This window comes from Paracoccus sp. DMF-8, from assembly GCF_029309835.1.
In the GTDB taxonomy this organism is placed as follows: Bacteria; Pseudomonadota; Alphaproteobacteria; order Rhodobacterales; family Rhodobacteraceae; genus Paracoccus.
Genome location: NZ_JARJHL010000005.1, coordinates 89,631 through 107,064 on the forward strand (window position 1 = coordinate 89,631; position 17,434 = coordinate 107,064).

Sequence of the window (17,434 nt, forward strand, 5' to 3'; positions counted from 1 at the left end):
CCCGATCTGCGCCAGCCTGTCGATCTGCGCGGGCTCCAGCACATCGCGCAGGGCGGCGGCCGCATCCAGCAGGGTCCGGGCCGTCTCGGCCGCTGGTCAGCGCCTCGCTTTCCGGCCATTCTTTCGGCGGGCAAGGGCCGCAGGGCATTATCTAGGGGCATCACTCGCGGGCGGCATCCGGCGCGACATCGAGACGGGGCGCGCATGTCGGGCGCGACCGTTGGCGATCGGCGCCCGAGTAATAGTCGTGCCAGGCATCCTGTTGCGCATCCGTGATATCCAGCCATATCCCGGCCCCGGCCGAATGGGCGGCAAGGCCCGGCCCGGAAATTGCGGCGGGGGGCATTCCGGCAGGAGAGCATCGCGGCAGGGAGCATCGCTGCGAGGGTAGCGGGGGCGCTGCGGTCCCGGCACAGCCGGGCCGGGCCGCATCTGCACCGTTTCCCCAGCCCCCATTCCCCCGGCCCCCACCGGCGGCTCCTGCGCCGCAAGCGGCGCGGCAAGCGTGCCCAGCATGGTAAGGGGCAGGCAGGATTTTCGTGGCAAATCCGTTCATCTTTCAAACCTTTCATCGGTTGCGATACCGATGAAATTAGCCCTGCCGTTTTTCCGGCTTAGGTCCTGGGTGTAACGAATTCTTTCCGGGGGACGCGGTTTTGCAAACGAATGTTTCCGCAGCGATTTCAGCAAAGTTTCGTCACAAAATAGCCCAAGCGGCGCGATCCGGAATCGGCTAGAACGAATCGCAAAGCAACGTGGATCCGATGACGCATATCCTCATTGCCGACGACGACCCCGAAATCCGCAGCCTGCTGCGCCGCTATCTGGAGGAACAGGGCTTTCGTGTCTCGACCGCGGCCGACCGGCGCGAATGCGAGGCGCGGGTGGCCGATGGCGCGCCCGACCTGATCGTGCTGGACGTGATGCTGCCCGACGGTTCGGGGCTGGATATCTGCCGCAGCCTGCATGAACATCGCCCCGGCCTGCGCATCGTTCTGCTGACCGCGCTGAAAGAGGACGTCGACCGCATCATCGGTCTGGAACTGGGCGCGGACGACTATCTGGGCAAGCCCTTCAACCCGCGCGAACTGGTCGCCCGGATCAAGGCGGTCATGCGCCGCTCCGGCCCCGAGGACATCCCGGCGCCGGACGCCCGCACCTATCGCTTCGCCGGGTTCGAGGCCGACCCCGGCCAGCGCCGTGTCGCGGCGGCGGATGGCAGCGAAATCGAACTGACGGGGGCCGAATTCGACCTGTTGCGGGTGTTTCTGGAACGTCCGGGGCGGCTGTTGTCGCGCGACCAGCTTCTGGACCTGACGCAGGGGCGCGACCGCGATCCGCTGGACCGCTCGATCGACGTGCTGATGAGCAGGCTGCGCCGCAAGCTGGGCGAAAAGGCCAGCGAGACGCTCTTTCGCACCGTGCGCAACGGCGGCTATCAGCTTGCCGTGCCGGTGACCGTGGGGGCGACCGCGGGGGTGACCGTGGGGGCGGGGCAAGGGTGAAATCGCTTCAGGCCCGTATCGCCGCGCTGCTGGTCGCCGCCATCATCGGCGTGGTGACGCTGGCAAGCCTTGCCGCCACGCGGGTCATGCAGCCGCCCGCCCCGCAGGCGACGATGGAGCCGGTGGCGCGTCAGATCCATCTGGCGCTTGACCTGCTGGGTCACGGGACGGGGCATGATGGCACGGAACCTGGCAGGGGGTCCGCGCCGCAGGCCGATCTGCATCCGGAACCAGCCGCGGGCGAGATCCTGCCCCGCGAATCCGACTTTCTGCGCGAGGCCCTGCGCCGGACCGGCAGCCCCCGCGATGTCGTGGTGACACGGGTTGGCGAACGGACGGCGCTGAACGCGTCTGTCCGGGTATCGCCTGAGAACTGGCGGGTCTTTGCGATCCCCGACATGTCGCCCCCGGCCGGGCGCTGGAAGGTGCTGGCGATCTGGCTGGCGCTGATCGTTCTGGGAAGCGCCGCGATTTCGATCCATATCGCGCGACGGCTGACGCGGCCCCTGCAACTGCTGGAGGATGCGGCGGACCGGGTCGGACCGGACGGCACGCTGGATCATGTCCCCGAGACGGGCTCGGCCGAGGTGCAATCGGCGGCCCGGGCGCTGAACCGGCTGTCCGTGCAGCTCAAGGATGCGATGGAAAGCCGGATGCGGCTGGTCGCTGCGGCGGGCCACGACCTGCGCACGCCCATGACCCGGATGCGCCTGCGCGCCGAATTCATCCAAGACGCGGGCGAGCGCGCGAAATGGCTGTCCGATCTGGAGGAACTGGACCTGATCGCCGACAGCGCCATCCGTCTTGTCCGCGAAGAGGTCGGCCCCGACGGCCGCGAACCGCTGCGGCTGGACCGTCTGCTGGGGCAGATCGCGCAGGAATTGCGCGCCACGGGCCACCGGGTCGACATGGGTGCCCTGCCCGAGATGACGGTGATGGGCGGTCCGATCGCGCTGAAACGTGCGCTGCGCAACCTGATCGCCAATGCCGCGACACATGGCGGCGGGGCGCATGTGTCGCTGGCGCGGGATGGCACGCAGGCGGTCGTCACCATCGAGGACGAAGGCCCCGGCGTGCCCCCCGAACTGCTGGCGCGGATTTTCGAGCCTTTCTTCCGCGTCGATCAGGCCCGGCGCAAATCCTTTCCCGGCGCGGGCACTGGGCCCGGCCATCGCGCGCGAGATCGTCGAGCGCAACGGCGGCACCATCACCATCGCCAACCGCCTCCCGCAGGGGCTGGTCCAGACCTGCCATCTGCCTGTCGCGGGGTGATCGGACGGCGCAGAGGATTCGCCACCCGGCAACTCTGGACGGGACGGGAAAAAGGATCGAAATACGCCCCTGTCGCGCCGATCGGCCGGTGGGCAAGGCGGCGCGCGACCTGAACAGATCTTCCATGACAGCGATGCCGGGCAGGATATCACCGGCTCGAAGGTCGATCCTTGCCACCCATGATCCCACCGGCGCGATCCCGGTCAGGCAGAGCCGGGCAGATGGCCAGTGCCTCGGCCACTTCGGGAAAACCGGGACCTGCTGGCCCGTCCCGCACCGACAGGTCCGGGATGCCCCTGCCCCATCTTTTCACCTGCCCCGTCCTTGCACCTGTCCCGTCTTTTCGCGGACTGCAAGCACCCGGCCGGGGGCCGCGCATTCCCCGGCGACAGCCCTGCATCGGGGCGCGAAGTTAAGGCGCCCATTTGACGTAACCCATGATACAGTTGCCAAAATCCTCCTGATTTCCCGACACAGAGAGTCGCGCCATGCCGCAGGATCCCAAGGACCTCTTGACACAGAACGGTGTCGAAACCGACCGGCTGGATCTGCGCGACCTGACCTATACGCCGCCGCTGACGACCCTGCGGCGCAGCGTCATGCCCGATCCCGCGCTGTTTCAACCCGCGCAGCCGGATGGGCGCCTGCTACCGCTGTTCGGCGTGCGCGATCAGGGGCAGAGCGCGCGCTGCACCGGCTTTGCGCTGGCCGCGCTGATCGACATGCAGCGCCGCCTGCAGGCGGCATCCGCGCCGGAACCCGTGGGTGCGGATGACGAACGCACCAGCGCCGACATGCTGTATCAGCTGGCCCGGCTGCACGATCTTTACCCGCAGGACGGTGATGGCAAGGATGGCGACAACAAGGATGGCGCGCGCGAAGCGGCACGGATGAGCCGCCTTGCCGGGATCACGCGGCCGCGCCGCGATGGCATACGCAGCCTGCGTTCCGTGCTCAAGGCCTTTTATCATCACGGGGTCTGTCTGGAAAACGGTCCCGACGCCAATGCCTGCTGGCCCACGGCCGGGCCGACCGACCCGCCCGAAGGCGAGGCGGCCGAAATCACCTTTCCGACCGCGCCGCAGGCGGATGCGGCGCGCGCCGTGCCGCTTGGCGCCTATTGCCGGCTGGCGCCGATCCTGCACCATTACCATGCCGCGCTGACCGATACCGGCACGGCGCTGGTCGCGGCCCATATCCATGACGGCTGGTCGGCGCGGGCCGTGGCCGGGGCCGGGGGCGAAATCCGCGTCCCCGCCACGGCAGAGCGGCGCGGCAGCCATGCCTTTGTTCTGATCGGCTATGACGAACACGGCTTTCTGGTGCTGAATTCACTGGGGCCGGAATGGGGCGGCTATCGCGGCTATGCGGGGGTCGCATTATGGCGCTATGCCGATTGGGCAAAGAATGTCATGGATGGCTGGGTGCTGCGCCTTGGCGTGCCCGCGCCCGACAGTTTCGAATTCACGCTTGGCCGGCAGGGCGCGGGATCCGCGCAGGAACCCGTGCCGAACTCGACGCCCTGCATCGCCCTGATCGGGCGCTACCTGACGCTGGAGGATGGCGAATACATCCGGCTTGGCGCCTATCCCTCCAGCCCGGCGCTGCTGGAAAACAGCCTGCGGGGGCTGGGCGGCAGCGACTGGAAGGGCGTGGTGCTGTGGCTGTCCTCGGGGCTGCATCTGCTGGGCGAATCCTTTACCGCCGCCGCCCGCCGCCGTGCCGCGATCGAGGCGATGGGCTATTATCCCTTTACCCTGTTCTGGGCCGGGAATTTCGGCGAATCCGCCCTGCAGGCGCTGCACGACAGCGCCGAACGCAGCGCCCGCATCGCAGGCAGCAACGGCGCCGATGGCGAACGTCTGCGCGATCTGGTTTTCGAGGGCGAGATCCGCAGCATCGGCCGCGCGATCTGGCGCGAGATCCAGTGCCAATGCGACACGCGCGGTCTGGGGCGATGCGCAGCCCCCGGCAGGATCGCCCGCCGGTCCGGCCTTTGACATGCTGCGCCATATGCTGAACTGGACCGGGCCGCGCGGCCTACCGCTGCATATCGTCGCCGAAGGCACGGGCGCGCTGGTCGCCGATGCGCTGGTCGAGGCCCTGCGCGGCAGGCCCGGCACGATCCGCGATGCCCGGACCGCGTCGCTGGCCAGCCTGCAACTGGTCCTGCCCGCCATCCGGCTGGATCAGGCGGCGCAACGCCTGCTTCCGCTGATCGGGCAGTTGAACCAGCGCCCTGCCCCCGATCTGGCCCCGAACCCTGCCCCGGACCCCGCGCCCGCAAGCACCGAACCGCTGGACGGCGCCGTCGCGCGGGGCCGGATCTATCTGCCGAATGCCGACATCCAGCAGCGGCTGTTTCTGGATGGCTACGGTCGCGGCTTTCTGGAACTGGTCGCCAATGCCTGCGAAAGACGCGATCCCCGCACCGGCGCCCCGCCCCTGATGCTGGGACAGGCAGAGGCCGCCGGGACCGCGCCATTCGACAATCCCGCGCTGAAAACGGCGCTGACCCATGTCACCGCGCTTGGCGGCGCCTATGGCAGATTTGGCCGCATGCACCAGTTGAAATTCGACCGCCTGCCCGCCTTCGAGGCGGAAATCATGCGCAATCTGCAAAGCTTTCAGGATTGAGACCGACCGGACAAACCATTGATCGCAAAGGAACAGACCATGACCAAGGATCTTCCTCGTATCACATTGGACGAATTGATGCGGATGCTGGCCGACCCTTCGGTCCCCGAATCCGATATCGCCCGCTATTTCATCGAAGACGAGGCGCGCTCGACCCCGCTGAACCCGGCGCTGCGCCCCAACCCCCAATATGTCGAAGGCGCCGAGACGTTGGACGGCATCCGCGCCGCAGGCATGTTGTCGGCCGCCAATGACTATTGCCGCTGGCGCCGCAAGACCGCCTTTGACCGCAGGATCGCCGGAAACGACGCGGGGCCGGTCATCGTGGCCGAAGGCGACAGCTGGTTTCAATATCCGCTGATCCTGAACGATGTCATCGACCACCTGTCGGGAAAATGGGCGATCAACTGTCTCAGTTCGGCGGGCGCCTTGCTGGAGGACATGGTGACGACCCCGGAATATGCCGGGCCGCTGGAACGCTATGGCGCGCAGATCCTGCTGTTTTCGGCGGGCGGCAATGATCTGGTCGCGGGCGGCGCGCTGGCCAATCACCTTGAATCCTACGACCGCGACACCGCGTCCCAGATGCGCCCCGAGGATTACCTGCGCGCCTCGTTCCAGCAGATTCTGGACAATGCCTTTGCGCAATATGAACGGATGTGCCGCGATGTGGCGGGCAGCTTTCCGGCGGTGCGCATCATCAGCCACGGCTATGATTACGCCATCCCCAATCGCGGCAGATGGATGGGGGTGCCGATGGAAAAACGCGGCATCACCGACCCGAAGCTGCAGGTCCAGATCGCGCAAAGGATGGTGGACCGTTTCAACAACGGCCTGCGCCTGCTGGCGCAGCGGATGCCGAACCTGACCTATGTCGATTGCCGGGGCAGCGTTTCGAACTGGTATGACGAGCTGCACCCGCGCAATGAGGGTTACGCCAGCGCGGCCGGGCGGATCGACAAGGCGATCACGCAGGCGCTGGCGGGCGGCACGCGCAGCGCGGGCACGCGGGGCGGCCGGGCGCGGGGCGGCGACAGCACGGCCGAGGCCCGGACGCCGCAGGCCCGGTCCCTGCATGTCGGGATAGATTTCCTGAACACCCAGACCTATGCGGGCTGGAACGGCCAGCTTTTCGGCTGTGTCAACGATGCCGAAAAGATGCAGGTCATCGCGACGGAACAGGGCTACGACGCGCGCGCGCTGCACAACCGCGACGCCACCCGCGCCGCCGTGATCGCCGCGGTCGAAGAGGATGCCGGAAAACTGGCCGAGGGCGATCATTACCTGCTGACCTTCGCCTGCCACGGCGGCCGCATCACCGATTTCAATCAGGACGAAGACGACGGCCATGACGAGGCGCTTTGCCTGTTCGACTACATGATCGCGGATGACGAGATCTTTCGGCTGCTGTCGCTGTTCAGGCCGGGCGTGCGGGTGCTGGCGGTGATCGACAGCTGCAATTCCGGCACGGTGATCCGCGCCAATCCGCTGGACCCCTTTGCCATCACGACGGGACCGGGGATTTCGCGGTCGATGCCAACCAGCATCGCCGATCTGGTGAACTCGGTCCATATCAACGAATACAAGACCTTTGCCCGTTATTCGATGATCGACGAAAATGCCGTGCATGACCCGATGGGGCCGATCAGTGCCTCGGTCATCAGCCTTTCGGCCTGTCAGGACACCGAATCCGCGCTGGAAATCAACGGCGGCGGGCGCTTTACCCGCGCGCTGGTCGAGACCTGGGCCAATGGCGCCTACCGCGGCAGTCACCGGGCCTTTCTGGACATGATCGCAGCCAGGGTCACCGGCTATCAGGTGCCGCAATACAATACCTATGGTCCCAAAGACCCCGCGTTCGAGGCGCAAAACCCCTTTACCGTCACCGCGAACCCGCGCGGCAACCCGGTCATCGTCCAGTTGGAATGCGAGCTGGGCAAATGCGGCGTGCCGCAAGGCGCCAGAACGCCCGTCACCCCGGAAGGCCTGCCGGAACCGGAACCGGTCGCACCGCCGCCCGCCGGAAAGCCCGCGAACCCGACCGGCCCCGCCGAACAGCAGGCCTTTCTGGAATGGGCCGCCGGGCTGAACCTGCAGCATTTCACCCCCGAGGAGTTTCTGGCGCTTGGCGGGCCGAATGCGCCGGGCGGGGCCTGCGCGGGGCTGAACACGCTGCCGCCGCCCGCGCTCTGGCCGAATATGGTCCCGACGGCGCGGGTGCTGGATCGGTTGCGCGGCCGTCTGGCCCGCCCGATCCTGATCGTCGCGGCCTATCGCAGCGCCGCCTATCGCGCCTGTCTGGGCGATGACGACCCGGAACATCAGCGTTTCTCGGCGGTGGATTTCATGGTGCAGGGCCTGTCCCCCGCCGTCGCCGCCGCCGAACTGCGCCAGATGCGCGATCTGGAAGGGGTGTTTTCAGGCGGCATCGGCATGTTCGACAAATATGTCCATCTGGATACGAACGGAACGAATACGGATTGGTAGCGGCTGGAAATCCAGCGACAGCAGGCGCACCTCGGATGTGCCGGTCAGGCGGTGGCGGCGATGGTCAAGGCCAAGGTCCGACAGATCGGCCCCGCCCCAGATCGCGCCCGGCATCATGCAGGGCGCACAGCAGCCCCTGCACGGCCAGCCCGACAGGGCGGTCCCAAAACCCGGTGCAAGACCAAGGGCGTGGCGGATCGTGGCGGATCCTCTTTTGAGATCAGGCCGACGGCGGCCTGCAGCGACAGCCCCGGCGGCAGCGCGACGGGATAGAGCATGAACGGCCCCTCAGGCGTGCACCCCGTCGCCAGAAAGGCGCTACCGGCCATTTCGCAACCGGCGATGCCGGGCTGCACGGGGCGGGCGAAAAAGCGCGGCCGGATCCCGCGCGGCGCGGCCCCCGTCACCGTATCGCGCAGCGACAGGGGCAGGCACAGGGACTGACCCGCCTGCGGCTGCGCGGGCTGGCCGGTCGCGGGATCGCCAAGCTCCAGCCGCATCTCCAGCGCCTGATCCGTATCGGGCGTCCCATCGGTCGGAAACGCACGCCGGGCCGATACGGCGGCGACAGTCGCCTCGACCATGTCGCCACGACATTCCGCCGGGGAGACCAGAACCGTGGGCGGGTCGGGATCAAAGGGCGCGGCCGGATCCAGATCGAGCAGCGATAGCAGGTCGCGATCCTGCGCCCCCAGATCAGCCGCCGCCACCGCCGAGGCCTGACCGTTCAGCAGCGCGCGGATGACGGTCTCGGCCTGACCACCCGGACGGTTCTGGTCCAGCGCCGCGCGCCGGGCGATTTCATCGGGCTGCAGTTCCGCAATGATTTCGGGGCGGTCATGGACACGCAGAAAGGTCCGTGACCCGTTCCGCAGCGCGTCGACCGATCCGAAATGCAGCAGATTGTCGCTGTGCGGCCGCAGGCGCTGGAGTTCCGCCAGCATCCTGTCATCATCGCTCACGCCGACCAGCGCATGCGCGGCCGCATTGCTGCCCGCGATACAGGCCCCGGTGAATTCGAAATGTTCCGGGATACCGATTTTCCTGCGTGACGATCCGCCCCTCGCCATTGAAGCAACAGGCCAGCATGGACTCGTAATCGCGCGGCATGCCGCCGGATGCCATGTCCAGCCCGCGACATGCAAGGGCCAGCGTTGCATCGTCGATATCGTCATCCGTAGGGGCGACCGCCGAGGGGTAAGCGTGATCCAGATTGCGCGGGAAGGCAAAGTCTTCGATGGCAAAGACATGCTGAACCTCTTGCGCGGCCCGGCGCGGCGGGGTTCACGCCTTCGCTGAACAGCCCCCTACCCCTTGCCATGGTCCGAAGGCATCTGCCGCGCCCATGTCCCGCGTTCCGGCGAGTTGCGAGAAATTCTGCAATTCCTCGAAATATCGGGTAAAAAAGGTTTTCAGCCCATCATGGAAAAAATCCCGAATTCGCGGAATGCGGCGGGCGATTGCGGGTCGGGAATGCGCGGCTCATCCGCCAGTGCGGGATTGGCGACGACCGCGTTCAGGTCGGAATGGCCAAGCTGAAAGGCGCCATTGCCTTCGTCGCGCAGCATCGCCAGCACGGGCTGGCCGACGCTGTCCCGCGTTTCGCGACAGGCCGTCAGGTCAAAGCCCCCGACGCGTTCCACAATTCCGATTTCGCCGCATCGCGAGAGGCCCCTGCAATTCCGATGAGGCGGGCACGCTGATCGAGGAAATCGGTTTTGTCGTCCCCCTGAACGAAGGTTTTTCAGCGACCTGTTCGCTGATGCGCAACCGTCACGGCGCACCCTTTGACGCAGGCGAATTCGCCGCGATCCGCGCGCTGATGCCGATCATCGCGGCCAGCCTGCGCCGGCACTGGCCGCAGGTTCACCACCCGGACGGCAGCACCGGGCCCGCACCCGGCAGGGCCGATGCCGATCAGGTTTTCGGCGATCTGCTGACGCCCGCGCAATGCGCGGTGACCAAGCTGATCCTGCGCGGCCATGGCAGCCTGTCGATTGCCGAAAACCTTGGCATCACCGAAGGGACGGTGAAAATCCAGCGCTCGAACAACTATCACCGCCTTGGGATTTCCAGCCAGAGCGTGCTGTTCCGGCGTTTCATCGACCATCTGACCGAATAGAAAAACCCCGCAGCGATTGCGCGCTGCGGGGTGGTTTGTCGCAATGGCGCGTCACTTCACGTCGAAGCGATCCGCCTCCATCACCTTGGTCCAGGCCTTGACGAAGTCCTGCACGAAACGCGCGCCGCCATCGTCCTGCGCGTGAAGTTCGGCATAGGCGCGCAGGATCGAGTTCGAGCCAAAGACCAGATCGACCCGCGTCGCCGTCCATTTCACCGCGCCGCTGCGGCGGTCGCGGATTTCATAGACGCCATCCCCGACATGGTTCCAGCTATTGCCCATATCGGTCAGGTTGACGAAGAAATCCGTGGTCAGCGCGCCGGGACGGTCGGTAAAGACGCCATGCGCGCTGCCGCCGTGGTTGGTGCCCAGAACGCGCATCCCGCCGATCAGCGTGACCATTTCAGGCGCGGTCAGCCCCATCAGCTGCGTGCGGTCCAGCAGCAGTTCCTCGGGCGAAACCGCATAGTCCTGTTTCACCCAGTTGCGGTAACCGTCATGGATCGGTTCCATCACGGCAAAGCTTTCGGCGTCGGTCTGGGCCTCGGTCGCGTCGCCGCGACCGGGGGTAAAGGGCACCGCGATATCATAGCCGGCCGCCTTGGCCGCCTGTTCGACGCCCAGATTGCCCGCCAGCACGATGGTATCGGCGATGCTTGCACCCGCCGCCTGTGCCAGAGGTTCCAGCACCGACAGCACGCGGGCCAGACGGGCGGGTTCGTTGCCTTCCCAGTCCTTTTGCGGGGCCAGACGGATGCGCGCGCCATTGGCACCGCCCCGCATGTCCGAACCGCGATAGGTCCGGGCGCTGTCCCATGCCGTCGTGACCAGATCGGTGACCGACAGCCCCGAGGCCGCGATCTGCGCCTTCAGCGCGGCGACGTCATAGCCGGTCGGGCCCTGCGGCACCGGGTCCTGCCAGATCAGATCCTCGGCCGGGACATCGGGACCCAGATGGCGCGATTTCGGTCCCATGTCGCGATGCAGCAGCTTATACCAGCCACGGGCAAAGGCATCGCTGAACGCGTCGAAATCGTTCATGAAGCGCAGCGAGATCTCGCGATAGACCGGATCGACCTTCAGCGCCATATCGGCATCGGTCATCATCGGCATGACCCGGATCGAGGGATCTTCCACATCGACGGGCTTGTCTTCCTCGGCGATGGTGATCGGTTCCCATTGCGAGGCGCCCGCCGGGCTGCGGGTCAACGTCCATTCATGCTTGAACAGCATCTCGAAAAAGCCGTTGTCCCAGACCGTCGGATTGGTCGTCCAGGCGCCTTCCAGACCCGAAACCATGGTATTGCGGCCGATGCCGCGCCCCTTGGTGTTCATCCAGCCCAGACCCTGGAATTCCGGCCCCGCCGCTTCGGGATCGGCGCTGAGATCGTCGGCACTGCCGTTGCCATGGGTCTTGCCGATGGTATGGCCGCCGGCGGTCAGGGCGACGGTTTCCTCGTCATTCATGCCCATGCGCGCAAAGGTTTCGCGCATCTGGTTGGCGGTGGCCTGCGGGTCCGAGCGCCCGTTGACGCCTTCGGGGTTGACATAGATCAGCCCCATCTGCACGGCAGCCAGCGGGTTCGCCAGCGTCTTCGCCTCGGCCACGTTGTCATAGCGGCTGTCGGATGGCGCCAGCCATTCCTTTTCGTCGCCCCAATAGATATCCTTTTCGGGGTGCCAGATATCTTCGCGACCAAAGCTGAAGCCAAAGGTTTTCAGCCCCGCGACCTCATAGGCGATATTGCCCGCCAGCGCGATCAGGTCGGCCCAGGAAATCGCATTGCCGTATTTCTTCTTGATCGGCCACAACAGGCGGCGGCCCTTGTCGGTGTTGACGTTGTCCGGCCACGAGTTCAGCGGCGCGAAACGCTGGTTGCCGTTATTGCCGCCACCGCGCCCGTCGCTGGTGCGATAGGTGCCGGCATTGTGCCATGCGACGCGGGCGAACATGCCGACATAGCTGCCGTAATCGGCCGGCCACCAGTCCTGGCTGTCGGTCATCAGCGCGCGCAGATCGGCCTTCAGCGCCTCGACATCCAGCTTCTTGAATTCCTCGCGGTAGTTGAAATCGGGGCCAAGCGGCTTCGTCTTGCTGTCCTGCTGATGCAGGATGTCCAGACTCAGCGCATTCGGCCACCAGCTTGTCACGGAACCAGAGGCAGCGGTCATGCCCCCATGCAGCACCGGGCACTTGCCTGCGGTGGGCTTGTCGTTTCCGTCCATGAAATCCTCCTGCTTTGCTGCGCGGGGGGTGAAGGGCCGGTCCTGCGACCTGCCCCCGCCACCCTGCGCGTGGCTGTCAAACGTCCCTGTGGGCCACTGTGACCCACAGGCATGACAAAGATGTAGCGCGGATCAGACATTATGAGAAATTCAAAATATTTTAATTTTTGATAATCAAAAGTTATGACTATGGCACAAACGGACGGGCCGGACAGCCATCACCAGATCGCCCGGCCCGGCGGCCTATTTCGTCGTATAGCCACCGTTGACCAGAATCGTCTGGCCGGTCATCCACCAGCCGTCCGACACCAGAAACAGCACCCAGGGCGCGATGTCTTCGATATCGGTCAGGCCGGTTTTCGAAAACTTCGACAGGGCGGCGGCGGTTTTGTGGTAATCGACCGCGGCGCTTTCCTCGGCCGGGTAGAAGAAAGAGGTGTCCATCGGCCCCGGCCCGATCGCCGTGACCGAAATCCCGCGATCACCGAATTCCTTGGACGCCGCGCGGGTGAAATGTTCGACCGGCGCCTTCAACCCCTCGTAAGCGGCATAGAAAGGCGTATAGGCCCCCAGAAGCGAGCTGACCAGCGTGCAGATCTTGCCATTGTCGTTCAGATGCCGGCCCGCCTCTTTCAGAAAGAAAAAGGCCGTCTTGACGTTCACGGCGCTGGATTGGTCGAATTCCGCCTCGGAAATCTCCAGAATCGGTTTCTTGATGACCATGCCGATGGTGTTGATGGCGATATCGGGGCGGCCGACGGCGGCGACCGCATCGGCGAACAGCTTTTCCATCGCGCCCGCGCTGGTCAGATCGCCCTGCAGTGCGACGGCCTGCGCGCCCTCGACACGGATGGCGGACAGCGTTTCCTCGACCCCGTTGTCGGGGACATCGCTGTGGTAATGGATGACCACCGCCCCGGCGCCCGCGCGCGCGAATTCGCGCGCCAGCAGCCCCCCAAGGTTCTTTGCGCCCCCGGTGATCAGCACTACTTTGCCTTTGATCGAATTTCTGGACATGGCGTTTCCTTTTTTTCGTGACGCATCAACGGCTGTCAATGTCTGCGCCAAGATCATCCGTTGCCAGTTTCGGACAAGTGTGGAAAATTCGACCTGACCTGTCAGAAAACGCGAACAATCATGGCCGACCGCATCCGTCAGATGCAGATCTTTCTGCAAGTGCTGGAAAGCGGGAATTTCACCCGCGCCGCGCAGGCGCTTGGCCTGCCGCGCTCGACCGTCTCGACCGAAATCCAGCTGGTCGAGGATCGCCTGCAGGCGCAGCTTTTCCTGCGCACGACGCGCAAGGTCGTGCCGACGCAGGACGGCCGGCGCTTTGCCGAAAGCGCGCGCGACATTCTGGATGCGGTTACCGCATCGGAACAGATGTTCCGGCACGCCGACCTGCATCTGAGCGGGCGGCTGCGCGTCGATGTCCCCAGCCGGATCGGGCGCAGGCTGATCCTGCCCGCGCTGCCCGATTTTCTGGATCGCCACCCCGGATTGTCGGTCGATCTCAGCGCCTCGGACCGCATCGTCGATCTGGTCGCCGATGGCGTCGATTGCGCGCTGCGCGTCGGTTCACTGGAAAATTCGGAACTGGTCAGCCGCAATCTGGGGATGCTGCGTTTCGTGACCTGCGCCAGCCCCGCCTATGTCGCGCGCCATGGCCTGCCCCGCGCCCCCGGTGCGCTGGCGACCCATCGGCTGGTCAATTACGCGACGCGCCTGCCCGCCATGTCGGCCGAGCTGGAAATCACCGAAAACGGGCAGGCCCGGCCCGTCAGCATGGCCAGCACGATCACCGTCGACGGGGCCGAGGCCTATCTGGCCGCAGCCCTGTCCGGGCTCGGGCTGATTCAGGTCCCGGCCTATGACGTGGCCGATCTGATCGCCAGCGGCCGGTTGGTCGAGATCCTGCCCGCCCATCCGCCGCCGCCCGTGCCGCTGTCCTTCCTGTTCGTGCGCCGCCGCAACCTGTCGCCCAGGGTGCGGCTGTTTCAGGACTGGATCACCGCCCTGCTGAACCGGCACGGCCTGTTTGACGCTTAGGGTCAGGCCGCCTGCTCCTCGGGCGTGACCAGCCCGACGATATCCATCATGATCCGGTTCAGCTCGAAATCCTTGGGCGTATAGACCCGCGCCACGCCCATGTTCAGCAGTTGGGCCGCGTCCTCGTCGGGGATGATGCCGCCGACCAGAACCGGGATATGGCCCAGAGCCCGCCGCGCGCATGCGCTGCATGGTTTCCTCGATCAGCGGCAGATGAGAGCCCGACAGGATCGACAGCCCGACGACATGGGCATCGTTTTCCTGCGCGCTGGTGACGATCTGTTCGGGCGTCAGGCGAATGCCGTCATAGGTGATGTCCATGCCGCAGTCGCGGGCGCGAAAGGCGATCTGTTCGGCGCCGTTGGAATGGCCGTCCAGACCGGGCTTGCCGACGATGAATTTCAGGCGACGGCCAAGACGCTGGCTGACGGCATCGACCGCCTCGCGGATCGGCTCCAGCCCTTCGGTCTGGTTCGAGGGGCTGGTCGAAACGCCGGTCGGCCCGCGATATTCGCCATGAACCGCGCGCATCACGCCCGCCCATTCACCCGTCGTCGCGCCTGCACGGGCGGCTGCGATCGACGCAGGCATGACGTTGCGCCCGGCCTGCGCGTCTTCGCGCAGCGCGGCGAGGGCGGCCTCGACGGCCCCCTCGTCGCGAGCCTGCCGCCAGGCGACCAGCCTGGCAATCTGATCGGCCTCGACGCCCGGATCACCGGTCATGATGCCGCCATCCCCCGCCGTCAGCGGCGAAGGCTCGCCCTGCTGCCAGCGGTTGACGCCGACGACGATGGTCTCATTCGTTTCGATCCGGCCCAGACGGGCGGCATTCGATCTGACCAGACGGCCCTTCATGTAGTCGATGGCCGCAATCGCCCCGCCCATGCTGTCCAGCAGGTCCAGTTCCGCGCGGGCGCCCGCCTTCAGTTCCTCGACCTTGGCGGCAATCGCCGGGTTGCCGTCGAACAGATCGCCATATTCCAGCAGGTCGGTTTCATAGGCGACGATCTGCTGCATGCGCAGCGACCATTGCTGATCCCAAGGGCGCGGCAGGCCAAGCGCCTCGTTCCAGGCGGGAAGCTGGACCGCCCGCGCCCGCGCATTCTTGGACAGGGTCACCGCCAGCATTTCCAGCAGGATGCGATAGACGTTGTTTTCGGGCTGCTGTTCGGTCAGGCCCAGGCTGTTGACCTGCACCCCGTAACGGAAGCGGCGGTATTTTTCGTCCTCGATCCCGAACCGTTGCAGGGTGATTTCATCCCACAACTCGGTAAAGGCGCGCATCTTGCACAGCTCGGTCACGAAACGGATGCCCGCGTTCACGAAGAAGCGAAATCCGCCCGACCATATTCGGGAAATCGCCGGGCTCGACCTTGCCGCGCAGATCGTCCAGCACCGCGATACCCGTCGCCAGCGCATAGGCAAGCTCCTGTTCCGGCGTCGCCCCCGCCTCTTGCAGGTGATAGGAACAGACGTTCATCGGGTTCCATTTCGGCAGATGCTGCTGCGTATAGGCGGCGACATCCGTAATCATCGTCAGCGACGGTTTCGGTGGGCAGATATAGGTGCCGCGCGACAGGTATTCCTTGACCAGATCGTTCTGCACGGTGCCCTGCAGCTTCGAGACATCGGCCCCCTGTTCCTCGGCCGCGGCGATATACAGCGACAAGAGCCAGGGCGCCGTCGCATTGATCGTCATCGAGGTGTTCATCTGTTCCAGCGGGATCTGGTCGAACAACGCGCGCATGTCGCCCAGATGGCAGATCGGCACGCCGACCTTGCCGACCTCGCCCCGCGCCAGAACGTGGTCGCTGTCATAGCCGGTCTGGGTCGGCAGGTCGAAGGCGACCGACAGGCCCGTCTGCCCCTTGGACAGGTTGGTGCGATACAACTCGTTCGACTTTTTTGCCGTCGAGTGACCGGCATAGGTGCGGAACAGCCAGGGTTTGTCTTTCTCGGCCATTGGGGCGCCCTTCGCAACATTATTACTGACGACGATTGAATACGGAAACAATCATACCCTGTCAATTCGCCGCAGTGCAGAGAGCGCAGAGTTTCCCCCGATGCGCCATTTTCCGGCAATGAATCGGCGGGCGATCAAGACCCGTTTTCGGAATCCCGGCACCCGGTTCGCGGGCCGTTGGCCCCCACCCGTTCGGATCGGCCAGCTATCTCCTTTACGACAATGCGTTATCTGCGTGACGTATGGAACACAGCAGGGATGGTCACGCCCGGCACGTTTCATATTTTATAAGTCATTAATATAATATCATAAATATCCATTCCCCTGACGGTTTTTCGCCATACGCGCGGTCTGCACGATTGTATAATCATCCGACAAACCCGGAGGTTGGAAATGGCTTGGGAAGATCTGGTGCCGGAGGGCTGTAACCTGAGGGACGGCCGCTTGTTGCCCAACATATCATGGGCCGAACGCCAGATTGAACTATGGACCAATCCCTCTCTTCGGAGGCTCTTGCCGAAATCGTGGAGGGACTCACGGGCAGAGTACCTTCGGGAGTTGCGCCGAGGGGATTGGGTGGTGGCACCGTTGGCACGGCCGATATCGACCGCTTCACCGGAAAACCCATTGGAATCCGCGTCTTCGATACGTTAGAGCCGAAACGGCATTGGAAGGGTATTTGATACGCGCCCAACCAACCGCAGAAAGCCGCGCCGGGCGAATGTCGTTTCATTCCCCGCGCCGACCTCGGGCATGATCTCGAACCGCACCCTTGCCCGGCTGAGGGCGGCGCAATGTTCCGGGGCATGAGGCCGGGGCGGGCAGCCACCGGCATGAAGGTCAACACCACCATTCAGGCCGCCGATGGAATGCGCCGGACGGCGACCCTGCAGAAATCCGGTGACCGAAAGCCCGTCTTTCTGACATCGTTCCGGCATGTGCCACCGAATGCCTTGCAGGCGCGCGCGGGCTGAAATCCGAGGTAAGGATGAGGGCGGACGGACGCAATCCCGTCATAGGAACATGCCCAGTGATGCTGGCTCACCCTCACGGGAAATATGCGCGCGCATCCCTCCGAAATCAAGCATATCGCCGCGTTTCAGAAAACGGCCCTGCCGCGCTGCCTCCTTATATACCCGCGAAGATCCTGATGGGCTTCCCAAAACGCGATGA

General features: G+C 65.2%; 13 protein-coding genes and 1 pseudogene. 8 read left to right on the forward strand and 6 right to left on the reverse strand.

Annotation, left to right across the window (positions count from 1 at the left end; genetic code table 11):
- Positions 1 to 160: 160 nt before the first annotated feature.
- Entirely contained in the window at positions 161 to 346 is a 186-nt protein-coding gene (locus PE067_RS03855; protein WP_276187916.1) for a hypothetical protein, read from the reverse strand.
- A gap of 418 nt (positions 347 to 764) precedes the next feature.
- Between PE067_RS03855 and PE067_RS03860 the strand changes: the two genes are divergently transcribed.
- The 5 genes from PE067_RS03860 (at position 765) to PE067_RS03880 (ending at position 7,901) form a co-directional block, all read left to right on the forward strand.
- Positions 765 to 1,505 carry a response regulator gene (locus tag PE067_RS03860; protein ID WP_276187917.1) on the forward strand — a complete coding sequence of 247 codons (741 nt, stop codon included), beginning with the start codon at positions 765 to 767 and terminating at the stop codon, positions 1,503 to 1,505.
- The gene (locus PE067_RS03865) at positions 1,502 to 2,890 is read left to right on the forward strand and encodes an ATP-binding protein (protein WP_276187918.1); all 1,389 of its coding nucleotides are present in this window, start codon (positions 1,502 to 1,504) and stop codon (positions 2,888 to 2,890) included. The genes PE067_RS03860 and PE067_RS03865 overlap by 4 nt, the downstream gene beginning before the upstream one ends.
- Before the next feature lie 399 nt (positions 2,891 to 3,289).
- Positions 3,290 to 4,777, forward strand: coding sequence for a hypothetical protein (locus PE067_RS03870; protein ID WP_276187919.1), 1,488 nt, complete (start codon positions 3,290 to 3,292; stop codon positions 4,775 to 4,777).
- Position 4,778: 1 nt separating this feature from the next.
- Entirely contained in the window at positions 4,779 to 5,414 is a 636-nt protein-coding gene (locus tag PE067_RS03875; RefSeq protein ID WP_276187920.1) for a hypothetical protein, read from the forward strand.
- Positions 5,415 to 5,453: 39 nt separating this feature from the next.
- Positions 5,454 to 7,901, forward strand: a complete 2,448-nt coding sequence (locus PE067_RS03880) for a caspase family protein (protein WP_276187921.1) — start codon at positions 5,454 to 5,456, stop codon at positions 7,899 to 7,901.
- A gap of 113 nt (positions 7,902 to 8,014) precedes the next feature.
- Here PE067_RS03880 and PE067_RS03885 read toward each other — a convergent pair whose 3' ends face one another.
- Complete coding sequence (locus tag PE067_RS03885; protein WP_276187922.1) at positions 8,015 to 8,971, reverse strand: hypothetical protein; 957 nt, start codon at positions 8,969 to 8,971, stop codon at positions 8,015 to 8,017.
- Positions 8,972 to 9,313: 342 nt separating this feature from the next.
- Positions 9,314 to 9,544: a hypothetical protein gene (locus PE067_RS03890; protein ID WP_276187923.1), complete on the reverse strand. Its 231-nt coding sequence runs from the start codon at positions 9,542 to 9,544 to the stop codon at positions 9,314 to 9,316.
- A 119-nt stretch (positions 9,545 to 9,663) separates the two neighbouring features.
- On the opposite strand from PE067_RS03890, the gene PE067_RS03895 reads away from it, so the two are divergent.
- Positions 9,664 to 10,023, forward strand: coding sequence for a LuxR C-terminal-related transcriptional regulator (locus PE067_RS03895; protein ID WP_276187924.1), 360 nt, complete (start codon positions 9,664 to 9,666; stop codon positions 10,021 to 10,023).
- Positions 10,024 to 10,074: 51 nt separating this feature from the next.
- Here PE067_RS03895 and katG read toward each other — a convergent pair whose 3' ends face one another.
- Both katG and PE067_RS03905 read right to left on the reverse strand, forming a co-directional pair.
- On the reverse strand, positions 10,075 to 12,249 hold the full coding sequence (gene katG, locus PE067_RS03900; RefSeq protein WP_276187925.1) for a catalase/peroxidase HPI: 2,175 nt from the start codon (positions 12,247 to 12,249) through the stop codon (positions 10,075 to 10,077).
- A 243-nt stretch (positions 12,250 to 12,492) separates the two neighbouring features.
- Positions 12,493 to 13,323 (reverse strand): SDR family oxidoreductase, encoded by an 831-nt coding sequence (locus PE067_RS03905; RefSeq protein WP_346429652.1) that lies wholly within the window; start codon positions 13,321 to 13,323, stop codon positions 12,493 to 12,495.
- Positions 13,324 to 13,407: 84 nt separating this feature from the next.
- Between PE067_RS03905 and PE067_RS03910 the strand changes: the two genes are divergently transcribed.
- Positions 13,408 to 14,298 (forward strand): LysR family transcriptional regulator, encoded by an 891-nt coding sequence (locus tag PE067_RS03910; protein ID WP_276188293.1) that lies wholly within the window; start codon positions 13,408 to 13,410, stop codon positions 14,296 to 14,298.
- Positions 14,299 to 14,300: 2 nt separating this feature from the next.
- Here the strand turns inward: PE067_RS03910 and PE067_RS03915 are convergent.
- Positions 14,301 to 16,261: pseudogene (locus PE067_RS03915) on the reverse strand (protein meaA).
- Between the two features lie 794 nt (positions 16,262 to 17,055).
- On the opposite strand from PE067_RS03915, the gene PE067_RS03920 reads away from it, so the two are divergent.
- Entirely contained in the window at positions 17,056 to 17,235 is a 180-nt protein-coding gene (locus tag PE067_RS03920; protein WP_276187927.1) for a hypothetical protein, read from the forward strand.
- The last annotated feature ends 199 nt before the right edge of the window (positions 17,236 to 17,434 follow it).